The organism is Vibrio ichthyoenteri ATCC 700023, from assembly GCF_000222605.1.
GTDB lineage: Bacteria > Pseudomonadota > Gammaproteobacteria > Enterobacterales > Vibrionaceae > Vibrio > Vibrio ichthyoenteri.
This window is the reverse complement of the sequence record NZ_AFWF01000319.1, coordinates 71,936-95,565: the sequence shown is the minus strand read 5'-3', so window position 1 is coordinate 95,565 and position 23,630 is coordinate 71,936. Positions and strand designations below refer to the sequence as shown.

Annotated in this window: 36 protein-coding genes; 1 reads left to right on the top strand and 35 read right to left on the bottom strand. The window is 46.0% G+C overall.

Annotated elements, in window-relative coordinates; all coding sequences use genetic code 11:
• Positions 1 to 22: 22 nt before the first annotated feature.
• The 30 genes from rplQ to rnr all read right to left on the bottom strand — a co-directional run bounded on the left by rplQ (position 23) and on the right by rnr (position 17,431).
• A complete protein-coding gene (rplQ, locus tag RH85_RS21495; protein WP_005383141.1) occupies positions 23 to 403 on the bottom strand; it encodes a 50S ribosomal protein L17 in 381 nt (126 codons plus the stop codon).
• Between the two features lie 26 nt (positions 404 to 429).
• Positions 430 to 1,422 carry a DNA-directed RNA polymerase subunit alpha gene (locus tag RH85_RS21490; RefSeq protein ID WP_005597091.1) on the bottom strand — a complete coding sequence of 331 codons (993 nt, stop codon included), beginning with the start codon at positions 1,420 to 1,422 and terminating at the stop codon, positions 430 to 432.
• A gap of 24 nt (positions 1,423 to 1,446) precedes the next feature.
• Positions 1,447 to 2,067 carry a 30S ribosomal protein S4 gene (rpsD, locus tag RH85_RS21485; RefSeq protein WP_006714826.1) on the bottom strand — a complete coding sequence of 207 codons (621 nt, stop codon included), beginning with the start codon at positions 2,065 to 2,067 and terminating at the stop codon, positions 1,447 to 1,449.
• 27 nt (positions 2,068 to 2,094) lie between these two features.
• Entirely contained in the window at positions 2,095 to 2,484 is a 390-nt protein-coding gene (gene rpsK / locus RH85_RS21480; RefSeq protein WP_005597095.1) for a 30S ribosomal protein S11, read from the bottom strand.
• A gap of 18 nt (positions 2,485 to 2,502) precedes the next feature.
• The gene (gene rpsM / locus RH85_RS21475) at positions 2,503 to 2,859 is read right to left on the bottom strand and encodes a 30S ribosomal protein S13 (RefSeq protein WP_005597097.1); all 357 of its coding nucleotides are present in this window, start codon (positions 2,857 to 2,859) and stop codon (positions 2,503 to 2,505) included.
• Positions 2,860 to 3,007: 148 nt separating this feature from the next.
• Positions 3,008 to 3,121 carry a 50S ribosomal protein L36 gene (gene rpmJ, locus RH85_RS21470; protein ID WP_000868186.1) on the bottom strand — a complete coding sequence of 38 codons (114 nt, stop codon included), beginning with the start codon at positions 3,119 to 3,121 and terminating at the stop codon, positions 3,008 to 3,010.
• Between the two features lie 39 nt (positions 3,122 to 3,160).
• On the bottom strand, positions 3,161 to 4,495 hold the full coding sequence (gene secY / locus RH85_RS21465; RefSeq protein WP_005597099.1) for a preprotein translocase subunit SecY: 1,335 nt from the start codon (positions 4,493 to 4,495) through the stop codon (positions 3,161 to 3,163).
• A 20-nt stretch (positions 4,496 to 4,515) separates the two neighbouring features.
• Positions 4,516 to 4,950, bottom strand: coding sequence for a 50S ribosomal protein L15 (rplO, locus tag RH85_RS21460; RefSeq protein ID WP_005597101.1), 435 nt, complete (start codon positions 4,948 to 4,950; stop codon positions 4,516 to 4,518).
• Positions 4,951 to 4,956: 6 nt separating this feature from the next.
• A complete protein-coding gene (gene rpmD, locus RH85_RS21455) occupies positions 4,957 to 5,133 on the bottom strand; it encodes a 50S ribosomal protein L30 (protein ID WP_000201159.1) in 177 nt (58 codons plus the stop codon).
• 7 nt (positions 5,134 to 5,140) lie between these two features.
• A complete protein-coding gene (rpsE, locus tag RH85_RS21450; protein WP_005597103.1) occupies positions 5,141 to 5,644 on the bottom strand; it encodes a 30S ribosomal protein S5 in 504 nt (167 codons plus the stop codon).
• Between the two features lie 14 nt (positions 5,645 to 5,658).
• Positions 5,659 to 6,012 (bottom strand): 50S ribosomal protein L18, encoded by a 354-nt coding sequence (rplR, locus tag RH85_RS21445; RefSeq protein ID WP_005597104.1) that lies wholly within the window; start codon positions 6,010 to 6,012, stop codon positions 5,659 to 5,661.
• A 9-nt stretch (positions 6,013 to 6,021) separates the two neighbouring features.
• On the bottom strand, positions 6,022 to 6,555 hold the full coding sequence (gene rplF / locus RH85_RS21440) for a 50S ribosomal protein L6 (protein ID WP_006714825.1): 534 nt from the start codon (positions 6,553 to 6,555) through the stop codon (positions 6,022 to 6,024).
• A gap of 10 nt (positions 6,556 to 6,565) precedes the next feature.
• Complete coding sequence (gene rpsH / locus RH85_RS21435; RefSeq protein ID WP_006714824.1) at positions 6,566 to 6,958, bottom strand: 30S ribosomal protein S8; 393 nt, start codon at positions 6,956 to 6,958, stop codon at positions 6,566 to 6,568.
• A gap of 29 nt (positions 6,959 to 6,987) precedes the next feature.
• Positions 6,988 to 7,293: a 30S ribosomal protein S14 gene (gene rpsN / locus RH85_RS21430; protein ID WP_006714823.1), complete on the bottom strand. Its 306-nt coding sequence runs from the start codon at positions 7,291 to 7,293 to the stop codon at positions 6,988 to 6,990.
• Between the two features lie 17 nt (positions 7,294 to 7,310).
• Positions 7,311 to 7,850 carry a 50S ribosomal protein L5 gene (rplE, locus tag RH85_RS21425; protein ID WP_006714822.1) on the bottom strand — a complete coding sequence of 180 codons (540 nt, stop codon included), beginning with the start codon at positions 7,848 to 7,850 and terminating at the stop codon, positions 7,311 to 7,313.
• A gap of 14 nt (positions 7,851 to 7,864) precedes the next feature.
• Entirely contained in the window at positions 7,865 to 8,179 is a 315-nt protein-coding gene (rplX, locus tag RH85_RS21420) for a 50S ribosomal protein L24 (RefSeq protein WP_005597114.1), read from the bottom strand.
• Positions 8,180 to 8,190: 11 nt separating this feature from the next.
• Complete coding sequence (rplN, locus tag RH85_RS21415) at positions 8,191 to 8,562, bottom strand: 50S ribosomal protein L14 (RefSeq protein WP_004745883.1); 372 nt, start codon at positions 8,560 to 8,562, stop codon at positions 8,191 to 8,193.
• A gap of 165 nt (positions 8,563 to 8,727) precedes the next feature.
• Positions 8,728 to 8,982: a 30S ribosomal protein S17 gene (rpsQ, locus tag RH85_RS21410; RefSeq protein ID WP_006714821.1), complete on the bottom strand. Its 255-nt coding sequence runs from the start codon at positions 8,980 to 8,982 to the stop codon at positions 8,728 to 8,730.
• On the bottom strand, positions 8,982 to 9,173 hold the full coding sequence (gene rpmC / locus RH85_RS21405; RefSeq protein ID WP_006714820.1) for a 50S ribosomal protein L29: 192 nt from the start codon (positions 9,171 to 9,173) through the stop codon (positions 8,982 to 8,984). The genes rpsQ and rpmC overlap by 1 nt, the downstream gene beginning before the upstream one ends.
• Positions 9,173 to 9,583: a 50S ribosomal protein L16 gene (rplP, locus tag RH85_RS21400; RefSeq protein ID WP_006714819.1), complete on the bottom strand. Its 411-nt coding sequence runs from the start codon at positions 9,581 to 9,583 to the stop codon at positions 9,173 to 9,175. Before rplP ends, rpmC begins: the two co-directional genes overlap by 1 nt.
• Positions 9,584 to 9,594: 11 nt before the next feature.
• A complete protein-coding gene (rpsC, locus tag RH85_RS21395; RefSeq protein ID WP_005597122.1) occupies positions 9,595 to 10,293 on the bottom strand; it encodes a 30S ribosomal protein S3 in 699 nt (232 codons plus the stop codon).
• A gap of 19 nt (positions 10,294 to 10,312) precedes the next feature.
• Entirely contained in the window at positions 10,313 to 10,645 is a 333-nt protein-coding gene (rplV, locus tag RH85_RS21390; protein WP_005597124.1) for a 50S ribosomal protein L22, read from the bottom strand.
• A 10-nt stretch (positions 10,646 to 10,655) separates the two neighbouring features.
• Entirely contained in the window at positions 10,656 to 10,934 is a 279-nt protein-coding gene (rpsS, locus tag RH85_RS21385) for a 30S ribosomal protein S19 (protein ID WP_005597126.1), read from the bottom strand.
• 19 nt (positions 10,935 to 10,953) lie between these two features.
• A complete protein-coding gene (gene rplB / locus RH85_RS21380; protein WP_006714818.1) occupies positions 10,954 to 11,778 on the bottom strand; it encodes a 50S ribosomal protein L2 in 825 nt (274 codons plus the stop codon).
• 16 nt (positions 11,779 to 11,794) lie between these two features.
• Positions 11,795 to 12,097, bottom strand: a complete 303-nt coding sequence (gene rplW, locus RH85_RS21375; protein ID WP_005597130.1) for a 50S ribosomal protein L23 — start codon at positions 12,095 to 12,097, stop codon at positions 11,795 to 11,797.
• Positions 12,094 to 12,696 carry a 50S ribosomal protein L4 gene (gene rplD, locus RH85_RS21370; protein WP_005597132.1) on the bottom strand — a complete coding sequence of 201 codons (603 nt, stop codon included), beginning with the start codon at positions 12,694 to 12,696 and terminating at the stop codon, positions 12,094 to 12,096. The genes rplW and rplD overlap by 4 nt, the downstream gene beginning before the upstream one ends.
• A gap of 17 nt (positions 12,697 to 12,713) precedes the next feature.
• The gene (rplC, locus tag RH85_RS21365) at positions 12,714 to 13,343 is read right to left on the bottom strand and encodes a 50S ribosomal protein L3 (protein ID WP_005597133.1); all 630 of its coding nucleotides are present in this window, start codon (positions 13,341 to 13,343) and stop codon (positions 12,714 to 12,716) included.
• A 14-nt stretch (positions 13,344 to 13,357) separates the two neighbouring features.
• Positions 13,358 to 13,669 carry a 30S ribosomal protein S10 gene (rpsJ, locus tag RH85_RS21360; RefSeq protein WP_001181007.1) on the bottom strand — a complete coding sequence of 104 codons (312 nt, stop codon included), beginning with the start codon at positions 13,667 to 13,669 and terminating at the stop codon, positions 13,358 to 13,360.
• Between the two features lie 537 nt (positions 13,670 to 14,206).
• A complete protein-coding gene (gene rlmB, locus RH85_RS21355; protein ID WP_006714817.1) occupies positions 14,207 to 14,947 on the bottom strand; it encodes a 23S rRNA (guanosine(2251)-2'-O)-methyltransferase RlmB in 741 nt (246 codons plus the stop codon).
• Positions 14,948 to 14,971: 24 nt separating this feature from the next.
• Positions 14,972 to 17,431, bottom strand: coding sequence for a ribonuclease R (rnr, locus tag RH85_RS21350; RefSeq protein WP_006714816.1), 2,460 nt, complete (start codon positions 17,429 to 17,431; stop codon positions 14,972 to 14,974).
• 340 nt (positions 17,432 to 17,771) lie between these two features.
• Between rnr and RH85_RS21340 the strand changes: the two genes are divergently transcribed.
• Positions 17,772 to 19,181, top strand: coding sequence for an amidohydrolase (locus RH85_RS21340; RefSeq protein ID WP_039949536.1), 1,410 nt, complete (start codon positions 17,772 to 17,774; stop codon positions 19,179 to 19,181).
• 91 nt (positions 19,182 to 19,272) lie between these two features.
• On the opposite strand, the gene motX is transcribed toward RH85_RS21340, so the two are convergent.
• The 5 genes from motX to RH85_RS21315 form a co-directional block, all read right to left on the bottom strand.
• Complete coding sequence (gene motX, locus RH85_RS21335; RefSeq protein ID WP_006714813.1) at positions 19,273 to 19,908, bottom strand: flagellar protein MotX; 636 nt, start codon at positions 19,906 to 19,908, stop codon at positions 19,273 to 19,275.
• A 325-nt stretch (positions 19,909 to 20,233) separates the two neighbouring features.
• Positions 20,234 to 21,550, bottom strand: a complete 1,317-nt coding sequence (locus RH85_RS21330) for an adenylosuccinate synthase (protein WP_006714812.1) — start codon at positions 21,548 to 21,550, stop codon at positions 20,234 to 20,236.
• A gap of 137 nt (positions 21,551 to 21,687) precedes the next feature.
• The gene (locus RH85_RS21325; RefSeq protein ID WP_006714811.1) at positions 21,688 to 22,629 is read right to left on the bottom strand and encodes an isoaspartyl peptidase/L-asparaginase family protein; all 942 of its coding nucleotides are present in this window, start codon (positions 22,627 to 22,629) and stop codon (positions 21,688 to 21,690) included.
• 133 nt (positions 22,630 to 22,762) lie between these two features.
• On the bottom strand, positions 22,763 to 23,329 hold the full coding sequence (gene slyD / locus RH85_RS21320; protein ID WP_006714810.1) for a peptidylprolyl isomerase: 567 nt from the start codon (positions 23,327 to 23,329) through the stop codon (positions 22,763 to 22,765).
• Positions 23,330 to 23,416: 87 nt separating this feature from the next.
• Positions 23,417 to 23,611 carry a YheV family putative zinc ribbon protein gene (locus tag RH85_RS21315; RefSeq protein ID WP_006714809.1) on the bottom strand — a complete coding sequence of 65 codons (195 nt, stop codon included), beginning with the start codon at positions 23,609 to 23,611 and terminating at the stop codon, positions 23,417 to 23,419.
• Positions 23,612 to 23,630 lie beyond the last annotated feature (19 nt).

The window sequence follows — 23,630 nt, the reverse complement described above, 5'->3', positions numbered from 1 at the left end:
TTTTTTGGTCTTTCGAACCTGATTACTCAGCAGCTTCTTCAGCAGCTGGGCGATCAACAAGCTCAATGTAAGCCATTGGAGCTTTATCACCAGCACGGAAGCCAGCTTTTAGGATACGAGTGTAACCGCCCTGACGAGCAGCAAAACGTGGACCTAGTTCGTTAAACAGTTTTGCAACAACTTCGTTATCACGAGTGCGTGCAAATGCAAGACGACGGTTAGCAACACTGTCAGTCTTAGCTAGTGTAATCAAAGGCTCAACTACGCGACGTAGCTCTTTTGCTTTAGGCAATGTAGTCTTGATAACTTCATGACGTACTAAAGAGCTAGCCATATTGCTGAACATCGCTTTACGATGTGAGCTGTTGCGGTTGAGTTGACGACCACTCTTACGATGGCGCATGACCTAATCCTTCTAACTAGTATCGATTAATCTTCAGCGATAGACGCTGGTGGCCAGTTTTCTAGGCGCATGCCCAGAGACAGACCACGTGATGCAAGTACGTCTTTAATCTCAGTAAGAGATTTTTTACCAAGGTTAGGCGTTTTAAGTAGCTCAACCTCAGTACGCTGTACAAGATCACCGATGTAGTGAATCGCTTCTGCTTTCAAACAGTTAGCAGAGCGAACTGTTAGTTCAAGATCGTCTACAGGACGCAGTAGGATAGGATCAAATTCAGGCTTCTCTTCCTTCTCCTCAGGTACACGTACATCACGAAGATCTACGAACGCATCCAGTTGTTCAGCTAGGATAGTAGCTGCACGACGGATTGCTTCCTCAGGGTCTAGAGTACCGTTCGTTTCCATATCGATAACAAGCTTGTCTAAGTCTGTACGTTGCTCTACACGAGCCGCGTCAACAGAATAAGCAATCTTGTCTACTGGACTGTATGTTGCGTCAACCAGTAGGCGACCAATAGGACGCTCATCTTCTTCGGTATGGATACGAGCAGAAGCAGGAACATAACCACGACCACGTTCAACTTTGATACGCATAGCGATCTCAGCGTTGTCATCCGTTAGGTGACAAATAACGTGTTCAGGGTTAGTGATCTCTACATCACCATCATGGGTGATGTCACCTGCAACCACAGGGCCCGAGCCTGATTTATTCAGCGTAATAAACACTTCATCTTTGCCTTCGGCAACGCGTACAGCCAAACCTTTAAGGTTCAGTAGGATTTCAAGAATATCTTCTTGAACGCCTTCTTTAGTGCTGTATTCGTGTAGAACGCCTTCAATCTCAACTTCAGTAACCGCACAACCCGGCATAGAAGATAGAAGAATTCGGCGAAGTGCATTACCAAGAGTATGGCCGAAACCACGCTCTAACGGCTCAAGAGTTACTTTTGCGTGTGTCGTGCTGATTTGTTCGATGTCAACAAGACGTGGCTTAAGAAATTCTGTTACAGAACCCTGCATTGTGTCCTCTCTTTAGTTTAAACCTTACTTAGAGTAAAGCTCGACGATCAATTGTTCGTTGATGTCAGCTGACAGATCAGAACGCTCAGGCTTACGCTTGAATGTACCTTCCATCTTACCGCCATCTACTTCAATCCAAGTTGGTTTTTCGCGTTGTTCAGCAACTTCTAGAGATGCTTTAATACGAGATTGCTGTTTAGCTTTCTCGCGAATTGCAACAACGTCGTTTGCCGCTACTTTGAAAGAAGGAACGTTTACAACTTTACCGTTAACTACGATAGCTTTGTGGCTAACTAGCTGACGTGCTTCAGCGCGAGTAGCACCAAAACCCATACGGTAAACTACGTTATCAAGACGACCTTCAAGAAGTTGAAGCAGGTTTTCACCTGTGTTGCCTTTAAGGCGCGCAGCTTCTTTGTAGTAGTTACGGAATTGTTTTTCTAGAACGCCGTACATACGACGAACTTTTTGCTTCTCACGAAGCTGAACGCCATACTCAGATAGACGACCGCGACGAGCGCCGTGTACACCTGGTGCGTTATCAATTTTACACTTGGTATCGATCGCACGAACACCAGACTTAAGGAATAAGTCTGTGCCTTCACGACGGCTAAGCTTAAGCTTAGGACCCAAATATCTTGCCATGATTCTTCTCCAATTGTCCTAGAAACGTTATACGCGACGTTTCTTAGGTGGACGACAACCGTTATGAGGGATTGGTGTAGCATCAACGATGTTCGTGATGCGGTAACCAGCAGCGTTCAGTGCACGAACAGTAGATTCGCGACCTGGACCTGGACCCTTAACCATAACTTCCAAGTTCTTTAGACCGTATTCTTTAGCCATTTCAGCACAACGCTCAGCAGCAACCTGTGCAGCGAACGGAGTAGACTTACGAGAACCGCGGAAACCTGAACCACCTGCAGTAGCCCAAGCTAGTGCGTTACCTTGACGGTCAGTAATGGTTACGATTGTGTTGTTGAAAGAAGCATGGATGTGCGCAACACCGTCTGCAACTTGTTTGCGAACGCGTTTACGCGCGCGAGTTGGTTGTTTAGCCATTGTACTCTACCTTCCCGACTATTTCTTGATCGGCTTACGCGGACCCTTGCGGGTGCGAGCGTTGGTTTTAGTACGCTGTCCACGTAGTGGTAGACTGCGACGATGACGAAGACCACGGTAACAACCAAGGTCCATAAGACGCTTGATGTTCATAGATACTTCACGACGTAGATCACCTTCTACAGTGTATTTAGCTACACCATCACGCAGTTGATCGATCTGTTCATCAGATAGTTCACTGATCTTAACATCTTCAGCAATACCCACTTCAGCTAGGATAGCTTTTGAGCGAGTCTTACCGATGCCGTAGATTGACGTTAGTGCAATCACAGCATGTTTTTGATCAGGAATGTTAATGCCTGCTATACGGGCCATTATTCACTCCATAGTGTTTCATAAAAGAATTAGCCGCAGCAAAGCCCGTCTCGGATACGCTGCGGAGTACTACTTCTTTTGCACGCAAAAGGTAGGCCGAGGAATATACTCGACACTACCTTACATTTCAAGTAAAAATTTCTGCTGATTAGCCTTGGCGCTGTTTATGCTTTGGCTCACTGCAAATCACGCGAACGACACCGTTACGCTTGATTACTTTACAGTTACGGCAGATTTTTTTAACGGAAGCACGAACTTTCATTGCTAAACTCCGTAAATGAAATCTGAGGTTACCGCCGTATTAACGGCCATAGCCTTTCAGATTCGCTTTTTTCAACACAGAATCATACTGTTGGGACATCATATGAGTCTGTACCTGTGCCATGAAATCCATGATTACAACCACTACGATTAGTAGTGATGTACCGCCGAAGTAGAAACGTACGTTCCACGCGACCATCATGAACTCTGGGATCAGACAGATAAAGGTAATGTACAGTGCGCCCGCTAGGGTTAAACGTGTCATCACTTTATCAATGTATTTCGCTGTCTGCTCGCCTGGGCGGATACCGGGTACGAATGCACCAGACTTCTTCAAGTTATCTGCTGTTTCACGCGGGTTGAATACCAACGCCGTGTAGAAGAAGCAGAAGAAGATAATCGCTGCTGCATAAAGCATTACATACAGAGGTTGACCTGGGCTAAGAGCTAATGACACGTCAGTTAACCAACCGAACGCGCTGCTCTCACCATTCTGACCAAACCACTGCGCCAATGTTCCTGGGAACAGGATAATGCTTGATGCGAAGATTGCTGGAATAACACCTGCCATATTAATTTTAAGTGGCAAGTGAGTGCTTTGCGCAGCAAATACTTTACGACCTTGTTGACGCTTCGCGTAGTTTACAACGATACGACGTTGACCACGCTCCATGAAAACAACAAAGTAAATTACCGCAAAAGCGAGTACCGCAATCAACAGCAGAAGAAGTACATGCAGTTCACCTTGACGCGCTTGCTCGATTGTTTGACCGATTGCCGAAGGCAATCCAGCAACAATACCTGCAAAAATCAGTACCGAAATACCGTTACCAATTCCGCGCTCTGTAATTTGTTCACCTAACCACATTAAGAACATGGTACCGGTTACTAAACTTACGGTAGCAATTAGCGTAAACATGGTTTGGTTGATAACAACCAAATTATCGACCATGTTTGGTAGGCCAGTTGCAATACCAATAGCTTGGAATGTTGCAAGTACAAGCGTGCCGTAGCGTGTGTATTGGCTTATCTTACGACGGCCTGCTTCACCCTCTTTCTTGAGTTCAGCTAACGCTGGATGAACTACGGTTAGCAGTTGGACAACAATTGACGCCGAAATATACGGCATGATGCCCAACGCTAATATAGACGCACGCTCAAGAGCACCACCGGAGAACATGTTAAACATTTCTACGATGGTACCTTTTTGCTGTTCGAACAAATCGGCAAGTACAGCAGCGTCAATACCAGGGATTGGTACGAATGAACCGGCGCGGAATACTAAAAGAGCACCTAATACAAACAAAAGGCGCGATTTAAGCTCCGCCAATCCATTTTTCGCACTACTAAAATCTTGTCCTGGTTTTTTAGCCATCTGTACCTTTCCTTCGAAGATTATTCTTCGATTTTACCGCCTGCAGCTTCGATTGCAGCTTTAGCGCCTTTAGTCACGCGTAGACCTTTAACAGTCATCGCTTTGTTAACTTCACCAGAAAGAACGATCTTAACGAACTCGATGTTCTTAGTGATTAGGTTAGCAGCTTTAAGGCTGTTTAGATCTACCACGTCACCTTCAACCTTCGCTAGCTCAGCTAGACGAATTTCAGCAGACACTAGGCTCTTACGAGAAGTGAAACCGAATTTAGGTAGACGTTGTTTCAGAGGCATTTGACCGCCTTCAAAACCTGGACGAACTTTACCGCCAGAACGCGACTTTTGGCCTTTATGACCACGGCCGGCAGTTTTGCCTAGGCCTGAACCGATACCGCGACCTACACGCTTAGGAGCATGTTTAGAGCCAGCAGCCGGTGATAGAGTATTCAAACGCATTTGTGATTACTCCTCAACTTTAACCATGTAGTAAACCTTGTTGATCATGCCGCGCACGCACGGAGTATCTTCAAGTTCTACTGTGTGGTTGATTTTACGAAGGCCAAGACCGCGCAAAGTAGCTTTGTGCTTTGGCAGACGACCAATTGAGCTTTTAGTTTGAGTTACTTTAATAGTTGCCATCGTGTTCTTACTCCGAAATAGATTCAACAGTTAGACCACGTTTAGCAGCAACCATTTCTGGTGACTTAACGCTACCTAGTGCATCGATCGTAGCACGAACGATGTTGATAGGGTTCGTAGAACCGTATGCTTTAGATAGTACGTTGTGTACACCAGCAACTTCAAGTACTGCACGCATTGCGCCGCCGGCGATAACACCAGTACCTTCAGCAGCAGGCTGCATGTAAACTTTAGAGCCCGAATGGCGACCTTTCACTGGGTGGTGAAGAGTACCTTCGTTAAGCGCGATCGTAGTCATGTTACGACGTGCTTTTTCCATTGCTTTTTGAATCGCTGCAGGTACTTCACGTGCTTTGCCGTAACCGAAACCTACGCGACCGTTACCGTCACCAACTACTGTTAGTGCAGTAAAGCTCATGATTCGACCGCCTTTAACCGTTTTAGAAACACGGTTAACTGCGATTAGCTTTTCTTGCAAATCATTCGCTTGAACTTGTTGTTCTTTAGCCATCTTCCAACCCTACCTTAGAATTTCAGACCAGCTTCGCGAGCAGAATCTGCTAGCGCCGCTACTCGACCGTGGTATTGGAAACCAGAACGATCGAATGCAACTGAAGTCACGCCTTTTTCAAGAGCGCGCTCAGCAACAGCTTTACCAACTGCTTTAGCTGCATCGATGTTACCAGTGTATTTCACTTGCTCACGGATCGCTTTTTCTACAGTAGAAGCAGCTGCGATAACCTCAGAGCCGTTTGCCGCGATAACTTGAGCGTAAACATGGCGAGGAGTACGGTGTACTACCAGGCGAGTTGCACCAAGTTCTGCAATCTTACGACGTGCACGTGTAGCACGACGGATGCGAGATGCTTTCTTATCCATAGTGTTACCTTACTTCTTCTTAGCTTCTTTGGTACGCACATTTTCATCTGCGTAACGAACACCTTTACCTTTATAAGGTTCAGGAGCACGGTAAGAACGAATATCAGCCGCAACTTGACCTACTAATTGCTTATCGCAACCAGTAATAATGATTTCAGTTTGGCTTGGACATTCAGCTGTAATACCTGCAGGCAGTTCATGCTCAACAGGGTGAGAGAAGCCTAGCGTTAGACCTACAGCGTTGCCTTTGATAGCAGCACGGTAACCAACACCTTTAAGAGTTAGCTTCTTCACAAAGCCTTCAGTCACACCGATAACCATGTTGTTAACTAGTGCACGAGCAGTACCTGCTTGTGCCCATGCGTTTACAACACCTTCACGAGGACCGAAAGTAAGGTTGTTTTCTTCCTGAGCGATAACAACTGCGTCGTTAAGTACGCGAGTTAGTTCGCCTTTAGCACCTTTTACAGTAACTTCTTGGCCGTTTAGTTTCACCTCTACGCCAGCTGGAATAGCGACAGGTGCTTTAGCAACACGAGACATAGTCTACTCCTTAGGCAACGTAACAGATGATTTCACCACCAAGACCTGCTTTACGCGCAGCACGGTCTGACATAAGACCCTTGGAAGTAGAAACGATAGCAACACCTAGGCCACCCATTACAGAAGGAAGAGAATCTTTCTTCTTGTAAACGCGTAGACCTGGACGAGAAACACGCTTAAGTTGCTCGATAACTGGTTTAGCTTGGAAGTACTTAAGAGTAACTTCTAGCTCAGGTTTTGCTTCGCCTTCAACAGCGAAGTCTACGATGTAACCTTCAGCTTTAAGTAGTGCAGCAATAGCAACTTTAAGCTTTGAAGAAGGCATTTTTACAGCAACTTTGTTTGCTGCCTGACCGTTGCGAACGCGGGTCAGCATATCCGAAATCGGATCTTGCATGCTCATAAGATTTACTCCAAATGATTAAGTGGCAATTACCAGCTAGCCTTACGAAGTCCAGGAATCTCGCCTTTCATGCAAGCTTCGCGAACTTTAATACGGCTTAGACCGAACTTACGCAGGTAACCGTGTGGACGACCAGTTTGGTTGCAACGGTTGCGCTGACGTGATGCACTTGAATCACGTGGAAGTGATTGCAGTTTAAGAACTGCGTCCCAACGAGCTTCTTCAGATGCGTTTACATCGCTAATGATAACTTTTAGCGCAGCACGCTTTTCAGCGAACTTAGCTACTAGTTTTGCACGTTTAGCTTCACGTGCTTTCATCGAATTTTTAGCCATAACAGTAACCCTTCACCTTACTTACGGAATGGGAAGTTAAAGGCAGCCAGCAGAGCTCGGCCTTCCGCATCTGTGCCAGCTGACGTCGTGATAGTAATATCAAGACCGCGTACACAATCAACTTTATCAAAGTCGATTTCCGGGAAGATGATTTGCTCGCGAACGCCCATGCTGTAGTTACCGCGTCCGTCAAAAGACTTAGCGCTAACACCACGGAAGTCACGTACACGTGGTAGAGCGATGTTAATCAAACGCTCAAGAAAATCCCACATACGTTCGCCACGCAAGGTTACTTTACAACCGATTGGGTAGCCTTCACGGATTTTGAAACCTGCAACAGATTTACGTGCTTTAGTGATAAGTGGCTTTTGACCAGAGATCGTTGCCATATCAGCAGCTGCGTTTTCTAGCAGTTTCTTATCGTTGATTGCTTCACCCACACCCATGTTTAGGGTGATCTTTTCGATTCTAGGGACTTGCATGACGCTTGTGTAGCTGAACTCTTTGGTCAGTTCAGCGACTACAGACGACTTGTAGTAATCATGCAGTTTCGCCATAGTAGAACTCCAAATTACTTAATTGTTTCACCGTTAGACTTGAAGAAACGCACTTTTTTGCCTTCTTCAAAACGGAAACCTACTCGGTCCGCGTTACCAGTTGCTGCGTTAAAGATTGCAACGTTAGAAGCATCAATAGCTGCTTCTTGCTCAACAATACCACCTTGGATATTTAGAGCAGGAACAGGTTTTTGGTGTTTCTTAACTAGGTTGATACCTTCAACAACAACTTTACCAGTTGCTAGAACCTTAGTTACTTTACCTTTCTTGCCTTTGTCTTTACCAGCAAGAACGATTACTTCGTCATTACGACGGATTTTAGCTGCCATTATAGCGCTCCTTACAGAACTTCTGGAGCAAGTGAAACGATCTTCATGAATTTATCGCCACGAAGTTCGCGTGTCACAGGGCCAAAGATACGTGTACCGATTGGTTGCTCTGTATTGTCGTTAAGCAATACGCAAGCATTACGGTCGAAGCGAATGACAGAACCGTCTGGGCGACGAACGCCTTTACGGGTGCGCACTACTACCGCCTTCAGAACATCACCTTTTTTAACTTTACCGCGAGGAATTGCTTCTTTCACTGTAACCTTGATGACGTCACCGATATGTGCATAACGGCGGTGAGAACCACCCAGGACCTTAATACACATTACCTTGCGCGCACCAGAGTTATCTGCAGCGTCAAGTGTACTTTGCATTTGGATCATTGTTAGTGCTCCGCTAAATATTAATAACTAGACCCATCACGGGTCGGGCTGCCTCTTTAAAAGGGACGCGAATTGTACCACCCTTTTTTGTGATTGGGTAGTCAAAAAATAAACGGCCCCAAAATATTTTTTGGAGCCGTTTTTGTTCATTGAATTAGCTAAGGATTAACCTTTCGCTTTTTCTAGAACGCTTACCAAAGTCCAAGACTTAGTCTTAGACAGTGGACGACACTCAGCGATTTCAACTTTGTCGCCTAGGCCACATTCGTTGCTCTCGTCGTGTGCGTGTACTTTAGTCGTGCGGCGTACGAACTTACCGTAAATCGGATGTTTTACGAAACGTTCGATAGCAACAACGATAGACTTGTCCATCTTGTCGCTAACAACACGGCCTTGTTGAGTACGTTTTGCTTCGCTCATTATGCGCCTGCCTTTTCTGTCAAAACAGTTTTCACACGTGCAATATCACGGCGTACAGTTTTTAGAGTATGAGTTTGCTGAAGTTGACCAGTAGCTGCTTGCATGCGCAAGTTGAACTGTTCACGTAGCAAAGTCAAAAGCTCAGCATTAAGCTCTTCAACGCTTTTTGCGCGTAGATCTAGTGCTTTCATCACATCACCTGCTTGATTACAAATGTAGTTTTGAATGGCAGTTTACGAGCCGCTAGGCGGAACGCTTCACGTGCCAATTCTTCAGGTACGCCACCCATTTCGTACATAACCTTTCCAGGTTGGATTTGGGCTACCCAGTACTCAACGTTACCTTTACCTTTACCCTGACGAACTTCAAGTGGTTTTTCTGTGATTGGTTTATCTGGGAACACACGGATCCAGATTTTACCTTGACGCTTAACGTGACGTGTCATTGCACGACGTGCCGCTTCAATTTGACGAGCAGTTAGACGACCACGGCCAACAGCTTTAAGACCGAATTCGCCGAAGCTTACATCAGTACCTTTAGCTAGACCACGGTTACGACCAGTCATAACCTTACGGAACTTAGTACGTTTTGGTTGTAGCATCTGTCGACTCCTTACTTACGGCCTTTACGCTGCTTCTTAGGCTTATCGCCTTTAGGCTCTACTGCGTTAGCAGCTGGCATACCGCCTAGAATCTCACCTTTGAAGATCCAAACTTTAATGCCGATTACACCGTATTGGGTGTGAGCCGAAGAAGTTGCGTAATCAATATCAGCACGTAGAGTGTGTAGAGGCACACGGCCTTCACGGTACCACTCTGCGCGTGCAATTTCAGCGCCGCCAAGACGACCACTTACTTGCACTTTGATGCCTTTAGCGCCAAGGCGCATTGCGTTTTGTACCGCGCGCTTCATAGCACGACGGAACATAACACGACGCTCTAGCTGAGACGCGATGCTATCACCAACAAGTTGAGCATCAAGCTCAGGCTTACGTACTTCAGCGATGTTAATTTGCGCTGGTACACCTGCGATTTTTGCTACAGCTGCACGTAGTTTTTCTACGTCTTCGCCTTTCTTACCGATAACTACGCCTGGACGAGCAGTGTGAATAGTCACACGGATGCTCTTCGCAGGACGTTCGATAACGATGCGTGATAGTGATGCTTTTTTCAGTTCGCTTGTAAGGAACTGACGTACCTTGAAGTCGCCGTCTAGGTTGTCAGCGAAATCTTTGGTGTTAGCAAACCATGTAGCATTCCAAGGCTTAACGATGCCTAGACGAATACCATTTGGATGTACTTTTTGACCCATTGCTTACTCTCCTAGTCTCTTAGCGATCTGCTACAACAATAGTGATGTGGCTTGAACGCTTCAAGATACGATCCGCACGACCTTTAGCACGAGGCATAATACGCTTCATGGTTGGGCCTTCATCTACGAAGATTTTAGCGACATTTAGATCGTCGATATCTGCACCTTCGTTGTGCTCCGCGTTCGCGATAGCTGATTCAAGAACTTTCTTGATTAGTTCAGCAGCTTTTTTGTTGCTGAACGTCAAGATTTCTAGAGCTTGATCAACTGATTTACCACGAATCTGGTCTGCCACTAAGCGAGCTTTCTGAGGAGAAATGCGAGCAAAGTTATGTTTAGCTAATGCTTCCATCATTTACTCCTTAACGCTTCTTAGCTTTCTTATCCGCAGCGTGGCCACGGTAAGTACGAGTTGGTGCGAATTCACCCAGTTTGTGACCGATCATTTCTTCGGTAACGAAAACTGGTACGTGCTGACGACCATTATGGACAGCGATGGTCAAACCGATCATCGTAGGGATGATCATTGAGCGACGGGACCAAGTCTTAACAGGCTTTTTGTCTCCGCTTTCCACCGCTTTCTCTACCTTCTTCAGCAAGTGTAGGTCAATAAAAGGACCTTTCTTGAGAGAACGTGGCATGGCGATTCCTCTTTATAGATTATTTGTTACGACGACGTACGATGTACTTGTCAGTGCGTTTGTTCTTACGAGTCTTGAAGCCTTTAGTAGGCATACCCCATGGTGATACTGGGTGACGACCGCCAGATGTGCGACCTTCACCACCACCGTGTGGGTGATCAACCGGGTTCATTACTACACCACGTACGGTTGGACGTACGCCGCGCCAGCGTGAAGCACCAGCTTTACCAAGTTCACGTAGCATGTGCTCAGAGTTGCCTACTTCACCGATTGTTGCACGGCCTTCAGACAATACTTTGCGCATTTCGCCAGAACGTAGACGGATAGTTACATATGAACCGTCGCGAGCAACGATTTGAGCATATGCACCAGCCGAACGAGCTAGCTGACCACCTTTACCAGGTTTAAGCTCAACGTTATGTACAGTTGAACCTACTGGGATGTTACGCATTGGTAGAGTGTTACCAGCTTTGATTGGCGCATCTGGGCCAGACTGGATTGCATCACCTGCGTTAACACCTTTAGGTGCTAGGATGTAACGACGCTCACCGTCTGCGTACAGAACTAGAGCGATGTTAGCGCTACGGTTTGGATCGTATTCTAGACGTTCAACTTTCGCTGGGATACCGTCTTTAGTACGTTTGAAGTCAATCAAACGGTAGTGTTGCTTATGACCACCACCGATGTGACGTACTGTAATACGACCGTTGTTGTTACGACCGCCATTCTTAGAGTTTTTCTCTAGAAGAGGTGCGTAAGGCTTACCCTTGTGTAGGTCAGCGTTAACAACTTTTACTACGTGACGACGACCAGGGGAAGTCGGCTTACATTTAACAATAGCCATTTCTCAACTACTCCTGTTATTCCGCGCCGCCAACAAAGTCAAGATCTTGACCTTCGTTCAAAGTAACATACGCTTTCTTAACGTCGCTGCGGCGACCTTGGCGTAGACCTTGACGTTTGGTCTTACCCTTAGTGATAAGAGTATTTACAGACTTAACTTCAACTTCAAATAGCTTTTCTACAGCTGCTTTGATCTCTTTCTTAGTTGCATCTTTAGCTACTTTGAAAACGATAGTGTTCGCTTTCTCTGCAGCCATAGTTGCTTTTTCAGAGATGTGCGGAGCACGTAGAACTTTTAGGATACGTTCTTCAGTGATCATGCTAGCATCTCCTCAACTTGCTTAACTGCATCAGCAGTCATTAGAACCTTGTTGAATGCAATTAGAGATACTGGGTCAATACCAGCAACATCACGTGCGTCAACTTTGTATAGGTTACGAGCTGCTAAGAATAGATTCTCATCTACTTCGCCAGTTACGATTAGTACATCGTTAAGCTCAAGCTCTTTAAGCTTAGCTACTAGCTCTTTAGTTTTTGGAGCTTCTACAGAGAAGTTATCAACAACGATTAGACGCTCTTGACGAACTAGCTCAGAAAGAATGCTCTTCATAGCACCGCGGTACATTTTCTTGTTTACTTTTTGGCTGTGATCTTGAGGTTTCGCAGCAAAAGTAACACCACCCGAACGCCAGATTGGGCTACGGATTGTACCAGCACGTGCACGGCCAGTACCTTTTTGACGCCATGGCTTAGCGCCACCGCCAGAAACTTCTGAACGTGTTTTTTGAGCGCGAGTACCTTGACGAGCACCTGCTGCGTATGCAACAACTACTTGGTGTACCAGAGCTTCGTTAAACTCACGTCCGAAAGTAGTTTCAGAAACAGTCAGTGCATCAGCACCTTTAACCATAAGTTCCATTACTTACTCCTGAGACGTTATGCTTTAATAGCTGGTTTAACGATCACGTTGCCGCCAGTTGCGCCTGGGACTGCACCTTTAATAAGAAGCAGATTGCGCTCAGCGTCAACACGTACGATCTCTAGGTTTTGAGTCGTTACACGCTCAGCACCCATGTGACCTGCCATTTTCTTGCCTTTAAACACGCGACCTGGAGTTTGACATTGGCCAATTGAACCCGGTGCACGGTGAGACAATGAGTTACCGTGAGTCATATCTTGAGTACGGAAGTTCCAACGCTTAACAGCGCCTTGGAAGCCCTTACCTTTAGATGTACCAGTAACGTCTACTTTTTTAGTTTCGTTGAATAGTTCAACTGTTAGCTCAGCGCCAACTGCAAACTCTTCACCGTTTTCCAAACGGAATTCCCAAAGACCACGACCAGCTTCAACACCTGCTTTAGCAAAGTGACCAGCTTCTGGTTTAGTAACGCGGTTAGCTTTCTTAGTTCCAGCTGTAACTTGAATTGCTGCGTAACCGTCAGTCTCAAGAGATTTAACTTGAGTTACACGGTTTGCTTCAACTTCAACAACAGTTACTGGGATAGAAACGCCGTCTTCAGTAAATACGCGGGTCATGCCCACTTTACGACCGATTAGACCAATCATTATTCTAATCTCCCTTAACCTAGGCTAATTTGAACGTCAACGCCTGCAGCTAGGTCTAGACGCATCAGAGCATCAACAGTTTTGTCTGTTGGCTCAACGATGTCGATTAGACGTTTGTGAGTACGAATTTCGTACTGATCACGTGCATCTTTGTTAACGTGTGGAGAGATAAGAACTGTGAAACGCTCTTTACGAGTAGGTAGTGGGATTGGACCACGAACCTGTGCGCCTGTGCGCTTAGCTGTTTCAACGATTTCCGCTGTTGAAGCATCGATTAGCTTGTAATCGAACGCTTTAAGGCGGATACGGATACGTTGGTTCTGCATGAGACAGAGCTCCAATTAGTAAATATTACACAAACAATATCGCCACTCAAACTCGCATAAGGCGAGAGAATGCCGATTGATTTATGTGAAACCGTAGCATCCAAGATTAGGACGCATTGTCAGTTAATTTTCGATTAACCACCCCCGTTTAAAGAGTCACCTCTAAAAACAGTTATTCCGAAGAATAGATACCTAATTGTATTAACCGCGAACATAAGCTGAGTCTACATTACCTAATAAATCGAAGATTTATTAGCTCCTCACTGCTCATTGGTTCACAACTGGCTTAACCAGTGCGAGGCATTATACAGATCACAGTTTTAACTTCAAGAGGCGAGTGAAAAATAATCTTGGGCAGTTTGAGAGGCGAGAGAAGAAAAGAATTGAGAAGCGAGAAGCGAGAAGCGAGAAGCAAATAGGATTGTGCTTAGCATCGCGTGACTATAGCGAAGCTTGCTCTATAAAAAAACGCAGACTGCTTTCACAATCTACGCTCTATTTCGCTAACCTAGCTTCTCTATATAAAAGAGGCGATAACTAGCGAACCAATCTTTGACGTACCGCTTCAAACAAACAGATACCCGATGCTACCGATACGTTTAAGCTTGATACGCTACCCGCCATTGGGATCTTAATTAGGTCATCGCAGGTTTCACGAGTTAGGCGACGCATGCCGTCCCCTTCCGCGCCCATCACAATCGCCAAAGGACCCGTCAGTTTTGCTTGGTAGATATCATGGGTTGCTTCGCCGGCAGTACCAACAAACCAAACGCCCTTCTCTTGCAACGCACGCATAGTACGCGCAAGGTTAGTTACGCGTACTAGGGCTACGGTTTCCGCAGCGCCACACGCCACTTTGCTTACCGTCGCATTCATTTGCGCTGACTTATCTTTCGGTACGATAACCGCAGCCACACCTGCGGCATCAGCGTTACGCAAACACGCGCCAAGGTTATGCGGGTCAGTTACGCCATCAAGCACCAACAATAGTGGCGCTTCATGCTGAGCGATGATGTCATCTAAGTCATTCTCGTTCAGCTGCTTAGCCGGTTTGACGCGCGCAATAACACCTTGATGGTTAGCACCTTGTGCTTTGTCATCCAGTGTTTTACGGCCCATTTGTTGAATTGAAACGCCACAGCGTTGCAGTTCATTCAAAATTGGCATTAAGCGGTCATCTTGACGACCTTTCAGCACGTACGCTTCAATAAAACGTTCCGGCTCACGTTCCAATACTGCTTTAACAGCATGGATGCCATAAAGAAATTCGTTACTCATTTTCTAAACCTGTTGTTGAAACGACTATTCGCTCTTACTAACGCGCTTGCCCTTTTTGGCATTGCTGTGCGGTTTTTTCTTACGTGCTTTTCGGACTTTCGGCTTTTTCACTTCGCTTTTAGTCTCAGCGCTAACTGGCGGTTTAGTTGGCTCAATAGCAGGTTTTGCTTTGCGCTCTTCACGTCCACCCGTTGCAGCACGTTTTTTCGCTTTGGCTTTCAGCTGAGCTTCAACCGCACGCTTTTTAGCCGTCTTACCTTCGCCGCGTAGCTTACGACTTGTTTCAACTAATGCAAAGTCAATTTGACGGTCATCAAGGTTGACTGCTTGTACTTTTACTTTAACTGCATCGCCTAGGCGGTAAATCGCACCAAAGCTTTCACCGATAAGTCTTTGACCTACTGGATCAAAATGGTAGTAATCATTCGCCAGTGACGAAATATGCACTAATCCATCGATATGCAGCTCTGTTAAACGCACAAAGAAACCAAAGCTGGTGACATTGGCAATCACGCCTTCAAGCTCATCACCGACGTGGTCTTGCATGTATTCACACTTCAACCAATCAGACACTTCACGCGTGGCATCATCCGCACGACGCTCGGTCATTGAACATTGCTCACCGTAAAAATCCATATCGTCGAATGAATAGTGGTAACCACCGGTTGGTGTCCAACGATCTTGGTTACGGCCTTCTTCTTTAGCTATTAGGTATTTGATTGCTCGGTGCAATAACAAATCAGGGTAGCGACGAATTGGCGACGTAAAGTGCGCGTAGCGTTTTAATGCCAAACCAAAGTGACCGCAGTTATCTGCGTTATAAACCGCTTGCTTCATTGAGCGTAGCAGCATGGTTTGGATCAGTTCTTTATCTTGGCGCTCAGCAATCTGCTTCACTAAATCGGCGTAATCAGTTGGTGATGGCTCTAAGCCGCCGCCAAGATTTAGGCCTAACTCACCAAGGAAATCTCGGAAACCTTGTAGACGCAACTCACCCGGAGTTTCGTGAATACGGTACAACGCAGCTTCTTTAGCTTTCTCAACCAATGACGCAGAAGCGATGTTAGCCAAAATCATGCATTCTTCGATCAGCTTATGCGCATCGTTACGAATCACCGGTTCAATACGATCGATCTTACGTTCCGCATTAAAGATGAACTTGGTTTCAACCGTTTCAAACTCAATCGCACCACGATTGTCACGTGCGCCTTTGAGCACTTTGTACATTTTATGCAACTCTTCGAGATGCGGCACTAATGGTGCGTAGCGTTGACGCAATTCTTCATCGCCATCGAGTACTGCGCCAACTTTGTTGTAAGTCAGGCGGGCATGAGAGTTCATCACACCTTCATAGTGCTTGTAGCTCGATAACTTACCCGTCGCTGAAATGGTCATCTCACACACCATACACAAGCGATCAACTTGCGGGTTAAGAGAACACAGACCATTAGAAAGCACTTCAGGTAGCATTGGGACAACTTGCGAAGGGAAGTAAACCGAGTTGCCACGGTTGATCGCTTCTTTATCTAACGCAGTTTCAGGACGAACGTAATAGCTTACATCAGCAATCGCGACCCATAAGCGCCAGCCACCGCCTTTTTTAGCCTCACAGTAAACCGCATCATCGAAGTCTCGCGCATCTTCTCCATCAATAGTCATCAATGGTAATTGGCGCAGATCGACACGGCCTGCTTTCGCTTCTTCTGGAACTTCTTCGCCCAGATGTTCAATTTGTTTATCGACCGCTTCAGGCCACTCATGCGGGATCTGGTGAGTACGGATAGCAATTTGCGTTTCCATTCCCGGTGCCATTTTTTCGCCTAGCACCTCAACAACCTGTCCCATCATGCCACGCGAACGCGTACCGCGGTCTGTGATTTCAATCACGACCACATTACCCATACGAGCCGTCGATTTGTGCTCGTTCGGGATCAAGATATCTTGGCAGATACGAGAATCATCCGGCACAACGTAAGAGTAACCATACTCCAAGAAGAAACGACCAACGATTTGCGTTTTACGCTCTTCTAATACTCGAACCAAACGGCCTTCCTTGCGACCACGCTTCGAGTTATCGGTCGGTTGCACCAAAACAAAATCACCATGAATGATGTTTTTCATTTGATGATGAGGCAGCACGATGTCGTTATCCTTGCCGGTACTGCCCTCTGGACGAACCCAACCATGCCCGTCTTTGTGACCAATCACATAGCCTTTTACCATTTCTAGTTTTTCAGGTAATGCGTAGCACTGACGACGAGTAAAGACCAATTGGCCATCACGTTCCATCGCACGGAGACGACGACGTAAGCCTTCATATTGCTCTTCACCTTGAAGTTTTAGCGCTTCAAACAGGTCATTGCGGTTCATCGGAACGCCGGCCTGTTTCAAGAACTCGAGGATGAACTCACGGCTTGGAATAGGGTTGTCGTAATTTTGTGATTCACGATCAGCAAATGGATCGTTTTGGATTTGGTCTGACATAAGCAAGCCCAACTTAGCAAGGAAGGTATACGGCTAGTATATCCGAGTCATGGCATAAGCTACAGCGAAGTGGTTACAAAAAGACTAAATAGATTCGAAGTTTTCATAACTTACCACTGCGCCCCTCTGCAGAAGACGCTCAATATCCACCTTGTTGCGGTCCCTTTCACGGCCAACAATAGTGTAAAAAAACACCCATTCTTCGGCAAAAATCAGCGGCACAATCAAATGACGATCTAGATCACACTTACATGCAATCAATAAAGCAAACGATTGCAATACGGCTGGCTTGTTGCGATATTCAGCGCCAATTTCCTATATCCCCCTGTTAGGTTTATTTATCTCTATGAAACGCACTCTATTAGCTACTGCGATCGCAAGCTTAGGCCTATTCTCTGCTTTTTCTCAAGCAGCAGAACACGCTGATTTGATCATTACTGATGCCATGGTTCTAACCATGAACCAAGACAAAACTGTTTATGAAAACGGTACTGTCGTGGTTAAAGACAACAAAATCATCGCGGTTGGTGATGAGTCTTTAGAGAAAAAATACAAGGCTGACAACGTTCTTGATGTTGATGGCGATATCGTCATGCCGGGTCTTATCAATACCCATACACACGTTTCAATGACTGTTTTCCGCTCGCTAGCGGATGATGTGCCAGATCGCCTACACCGCTATATCTTCCCGCTAGAAGCAAAACTTGTTTCGCGTGAAATGGTGCGTATCGGTGCCAACCTAGGCAACGTTGAAATGCTAAAAGGCGGTGTAACCACTTACGCAGACATGTACTACTTTGAAGATGAAGTAGCAAAGACGGTTGATAAAATCGGTATGCGCGCAATCCTAGGCGAAACCATCATCAAGTTCCCGGTTGCTTCGGCAAAGAACGCCGATGCTGGTATTGACTACACACTGAACTTTATCGAGCAATACAAAGATCACCCACGCATTACTCCGGCGTTCGCACCACATGGTCCATACACCAACACCACAGAAACACTGCAAAAAGTAGCTAAGTTGTCGTTAGAGAAAGATGTGCCTGTAATGATGCACCTTGCGGAATCAGATCGTGAGCAACAAGTCATTTCAGAACGTTCAAACGGCCTATCACCAGTGGCTTACATGGAAAGCATTGGCGCACTAAATAAGAACTTAGTTGGCGCACACATGATTTTGGTTGATGAGCACGATATCGAATTGGTGAAAAAGTCTGATATGGGTGTTGCACACAACATGAGTGCTAACATCAAATCAGCCAAAGGCGTCTCACCAGCACTGAAAATGTACGATGAAGATATTCGTATCGGCCTTGGTACTGATGGCCCGATGTCAGGTAACACGCTAAGTACGATTGATGAGTTCAACCAAGTGGCTAAAGTACACAAGTTGGTTAACCAAGATCGCGCAGCAATGCCACCGCTTAAAGTTATCGACATGGCAACCATGGGCGCGGCGAAAGCACTGCACATGGAAGACAAAATCGGCTCTCTAGAGGTTGGTAAACTGGCTGATATTATCGTTATCGATACCAAAGCGCCAAACATGGTTCCGGTATACAACCCATATTCAGCATTGGTTTACTCAGCAAACTCTGCCAACGTACGTCACTCAATCGTTCACGGTAAGTTGCTGATGAAAGATCGTCAAATCTTAACGGTTGACGAAGACCAAATCCGTAAAGAAGCACTTGAGTTTACTGACGTGGTTCGTAAAACAGTTATCGAATCAGGTGAAGTGGTTCAATAAGCCCTAAGCTAAAAAGACAATGCCCAGCAATCGCTGGGCATTTTTATAAGTGCAGGTTTATCATGTCTATGTTGGTGTTATTTCGCGAGCATTACCAGAAAGTTTCGCGGCGCTTAGCGCGAGCAATAATGTTGTCTGGCATACGCTGCTCTAATCCCGTTCGCAAACGTGAGATGCGTTTATATTGGCGTTGATCCGCCGTCACTGAGTTATACAACCAGCGATAAGCATCCTCATAATCCAACGGACTGCCATAATCACGCAGCAATAATTCCGCTAGATGGATGCGGGCATTAATATTGCCCATCGCCGCTGCTTCGCGTAGATAAGGGATCGCGCGCTCTTTATCTTGCTGTACCAATGTACCGCGAGAATAGTAACGACCTAACTGCTCCAATGCCGTTGGTAAGCCCTGATGGGCGGCATTTTCCATATAATAAAGACCGAGCTCAACGTCTTGATCGACACATACTCCCCACGCCAGCATATCCCCGTAGAGAAACTCATACGAAGGTAGGCTAATACGGGTAGCACGCGCGACAATATCTTCCACCAATTGGCAGTTATCCGCTTTAACTCGCTCTAAATGTTTATTCTGTTCGATCAGTTTAATAAGTTCAGCTTCGGAATAAATTGGCACAGGCTCACCAATGTCAGTTGCATTTGCAAAACTGAATGATGAGCTCAAGACCAGCATCAACGAAGCTGCCACTGTTCGTAGCTTCATACCTGCACTCTTTGTTGAATCCGACACCCTGCTTTAGCCAATCATAGACGTAATTAGCTTTATAGGCAGGTTCGATATTTGTATCGGCAAAAACAAAAAACTCTTTAGACAAAAATTGCCGTAAGTTGGCAATAGTTTGCCACAGCAAGGTGAAAAATCCATCAAAGCGGCAACGCATTGAACAAGAAAGGAATCGGCTTCACACCTTATCGCTTGGCATTGAGAGATCGCAACTAGGCGGAATAAAAAGCTCCATTGGGGGTTATTCAGGCATAAAAAAAGCCGACACTGTGTGTCGACTCTTTTTCAAGCGTAACGCTATCAATTAAGCTTCAAACGGGTGAACCTTGATGATAGTTTCGTTACGATCTGGGCCAGTAGAGATGATGTCTACTGGAACGCCAGTTAGTTCTTCAATACGCTTGATGTAATCTAGAGCTGCTTGTGGAAGCGCGTCGATAGATTTAGCACCAAAGGTGTTTTCAGACCAACCAGGCATTGTTTCGTAAATTGGCGTTACTTTTTCGAATGATTCAGCAGCCATTGGCGAAACTTCTAGTACAGAACCGTCGTCCATCTTGTAACCAGTACAGATTTTTAGCTCTTCTAGGCCATCTAGTACGTCTAGTTTAGTTAGACAGAAACCAGTGATCGAGTTGATTTGGATTGCGCGACGCATCGCTACAGCATCAAACCAACCAGTACGGCGTAGACGACCTGTCGTTGCACCAAATTCATGGCCAACAGTACCTAGGTGCTTACCTACTGGGTCTTGCTTATCTAGACCATCGTATAGCTCAGTCGGGAATGGACCTGAACCAACACGAGTACAGTAAGCTTTCGCGATACCAAGGATGTAACCTAGGTGACGAGGACCAAAACCTGAACCTGCAGCAACACCACCAGCAGTGGTGTTAGAAGACGTTACGTATGGGTAAGTACCGTGGTCGATATCAAGTAGTGTACCTTGTGCACCTTCGAACATGATCTTGTCGCCGCGCTTACGTGCTGCGTCTAGTTCGTCAGTTACATCGATAACCATTGAAGTCAGTAGATCAGCGTAGCCTTTCGCTTGCTCAAGTACTTCTTCGTAGCTTACTGCGTCCGCTTTGTAGTAGTTCACTAGTGCGAAGTTATGGTATTCCATTACTTCTTTTAGTTTTTCTGCAAAAGCTTCCATATCGAATAGGTCGCCAACGCGTAGACCGCGACGAGCAACTTTATCTTCGTAAGCAGGACCGATACCACGACCAGTCGTACCGATTGCTTTTTTACCGCGTGCGATTTCGCGCGCTTGGTCTAAAGCAACATGGTAAGGAAGAATTAGAGGACATGCTTCAGAAATGAAAAGACTGTTACGAACTTCAATGCCGCGCTCTTCAAGAGGCTTCATTTCTTTAATTAATGCGTCAGGTGATAGAACTACACCGTTGCCGATAATGCATTTAACATTATCGCGAAGGATACCTGAAGGAATTAAGTGAAGAACGGTTTTCTCACCGTCGATTACAAGTGTGTGACCTGCATTGTGACCGCCTTGGTAGCGAACCACGTATTTTGCATCTTCAGTTAAAAGGTCTACGATTTTACCTTTACCTTCGTCACCCCATTGGGTGCCTAGAACGACTACGTTATTTCCCATCTTTCCAAGTCTGATTGCTAGTTAAAAAAGGATTCTAGCACTGAATCCACTGTCTTGCAGTCATTTTTTAGTCATAGAAGATTCACACAGAATTAAACTATTGAGCAACCAATAGATCCGCAGACATAACCACTCGATTACCCATCAGCAAAGATTTTAATACTAAGCTTGCCGTCAATATCGATACTTGCACGGTACATTCCCAAACAATTTAACGCGAAGTGCACCGCGCCTTGTTTATCAATCGCAATCACACCGCCCTCGCCACCTTGTGTTTTTAGATCGCCTTGAATCACGGTTTCACAGGCCGTTTGCACATCCTCACCAAGATAACGCATGCGTGCTGCGATATCGCTAGCAACCATTTTGCGAATGAACAGCTCACCAACACCCGTGGATGAAATCGCTACGTTGCCATTTTCAGCTAACGTGCCCGCACCAATCACAGCGGAATCACCGACTCGGCCAAAGCGTTTATTCGCAATGCCTCCGGTACTCGTTGCGGCGGCTAAATTGCCTTGTTGATCGAGCGCCACTGCGCCAACGGTGCCATGTTTACCGTCATCAGGGTAATTTGCTTCTGATAAGGCACTGTCATCCGACTCTTTAAGTGCCATCAGTTGGTCGTAACGGCGATCGGTAAAGAAATAATCTTGTTCCGTAAAAAGATGACCTTGTTGGAAAGCAAACTCTTCCGCCCCTTCGCCAACCAGAAAGGCATGTGACGAATGAAGCATGACATCACGAGCTAGCTCTATGGGATTTTTGATATGGCGTACACCCGCAATCGCACCGACTTGCATTTGCAATCCGTGCATCACGGAGGCATCCATCTCAACCATCTCTTTTGCCGTCAATACCGAACCTTTACCCGCATTAAAATGCTCACAATCTTCCAGCACTTTCACCGCGGCCACAACCGCATCCAACGCATCACCGCCGTTGGATAGGATCTGATGCCCCGCAGTCACGGATGCCTGTAATGCCGCGCGAATATCGTTCTCTAACGCTGCACTCATCTGCTCAGCTAAAATGGTGCCAGCACCGCCATGTATCGCAATAGCAAATGGAACCGTCATCATTCTCTCCTTACCCAATGCCATCAAACAAGTTGCTTGTGGCGCAAACTCGCTCAGATAAAAAAGGCGCCGCTTGTTTCCAAGCAACGCCTCTAGTCAATTTATGCTGATCTATTCAGATCATATCGCGTGATTAGTGTGAACCACAACCGCCGCCGCCACAACATTCGTGGTCGTCGCCTTTGTCTTCACCACCACAGCAACCACCTTCGTGATCGTGGTCATGACCACAGCCACCAGCTTGGTGAATATGACCGTGTGCGATTTCTTCTTCAGTTGCTTCGCGGATTGCTACCACTTCAACAACGAAAGTCAGAGTTTGGCCAGCAAGCATGTGGTTACCATCAACCACTACTTCGTCGCCATCAACTTCAGTAATTTCTACAGGGATTGGACCTTGGTCAGTATCCGCTAGGAAACGCATACCCACTTCGATTTCATCCACACCTTGGAATACGTCAGCTGGAACACGTTGAACAAGTTCATCGTTGTGCTCACCGTATGCATCTTCAGGGGCAATAGTTACTTCGAATTTGTCGCCAGCAACTTTACCTTCTAGCGCGTTTTCAAGGCCAGTGATTAGGTTGTTGTTACCGTGTAGGTAATCTAGTGGCGCATCAACAGTTGATTGATCAACGACTGCATCTTCTACTTTCAGTTGGTACGCTAGGCTTACGACTACGTTCTTTTCAATTTTCATAATTGCTCCAAGGCGATTAGCTCCCCAATTCGAAGGGAGAATAAAACAATAACCCTGCTATTATGGGGATCAATTCGAGAAACTCAATCAGTCCGGTTTAAAAATGCCGATCATTTGTTCACTCTGGTGTTCAGTTTTCTCTACAGACTCGGGCTTACGCTGATCTTGATGGCCGCAATCAACACACTCCACCAACTCAATATTATTCTCTATCCACCAACGTAACGTATCTTGCTGCTGACACTTAGGACAGTTGGCGCCTGCGATAAATCGTTTTTTCATGTCACTCTCATCAACTCAT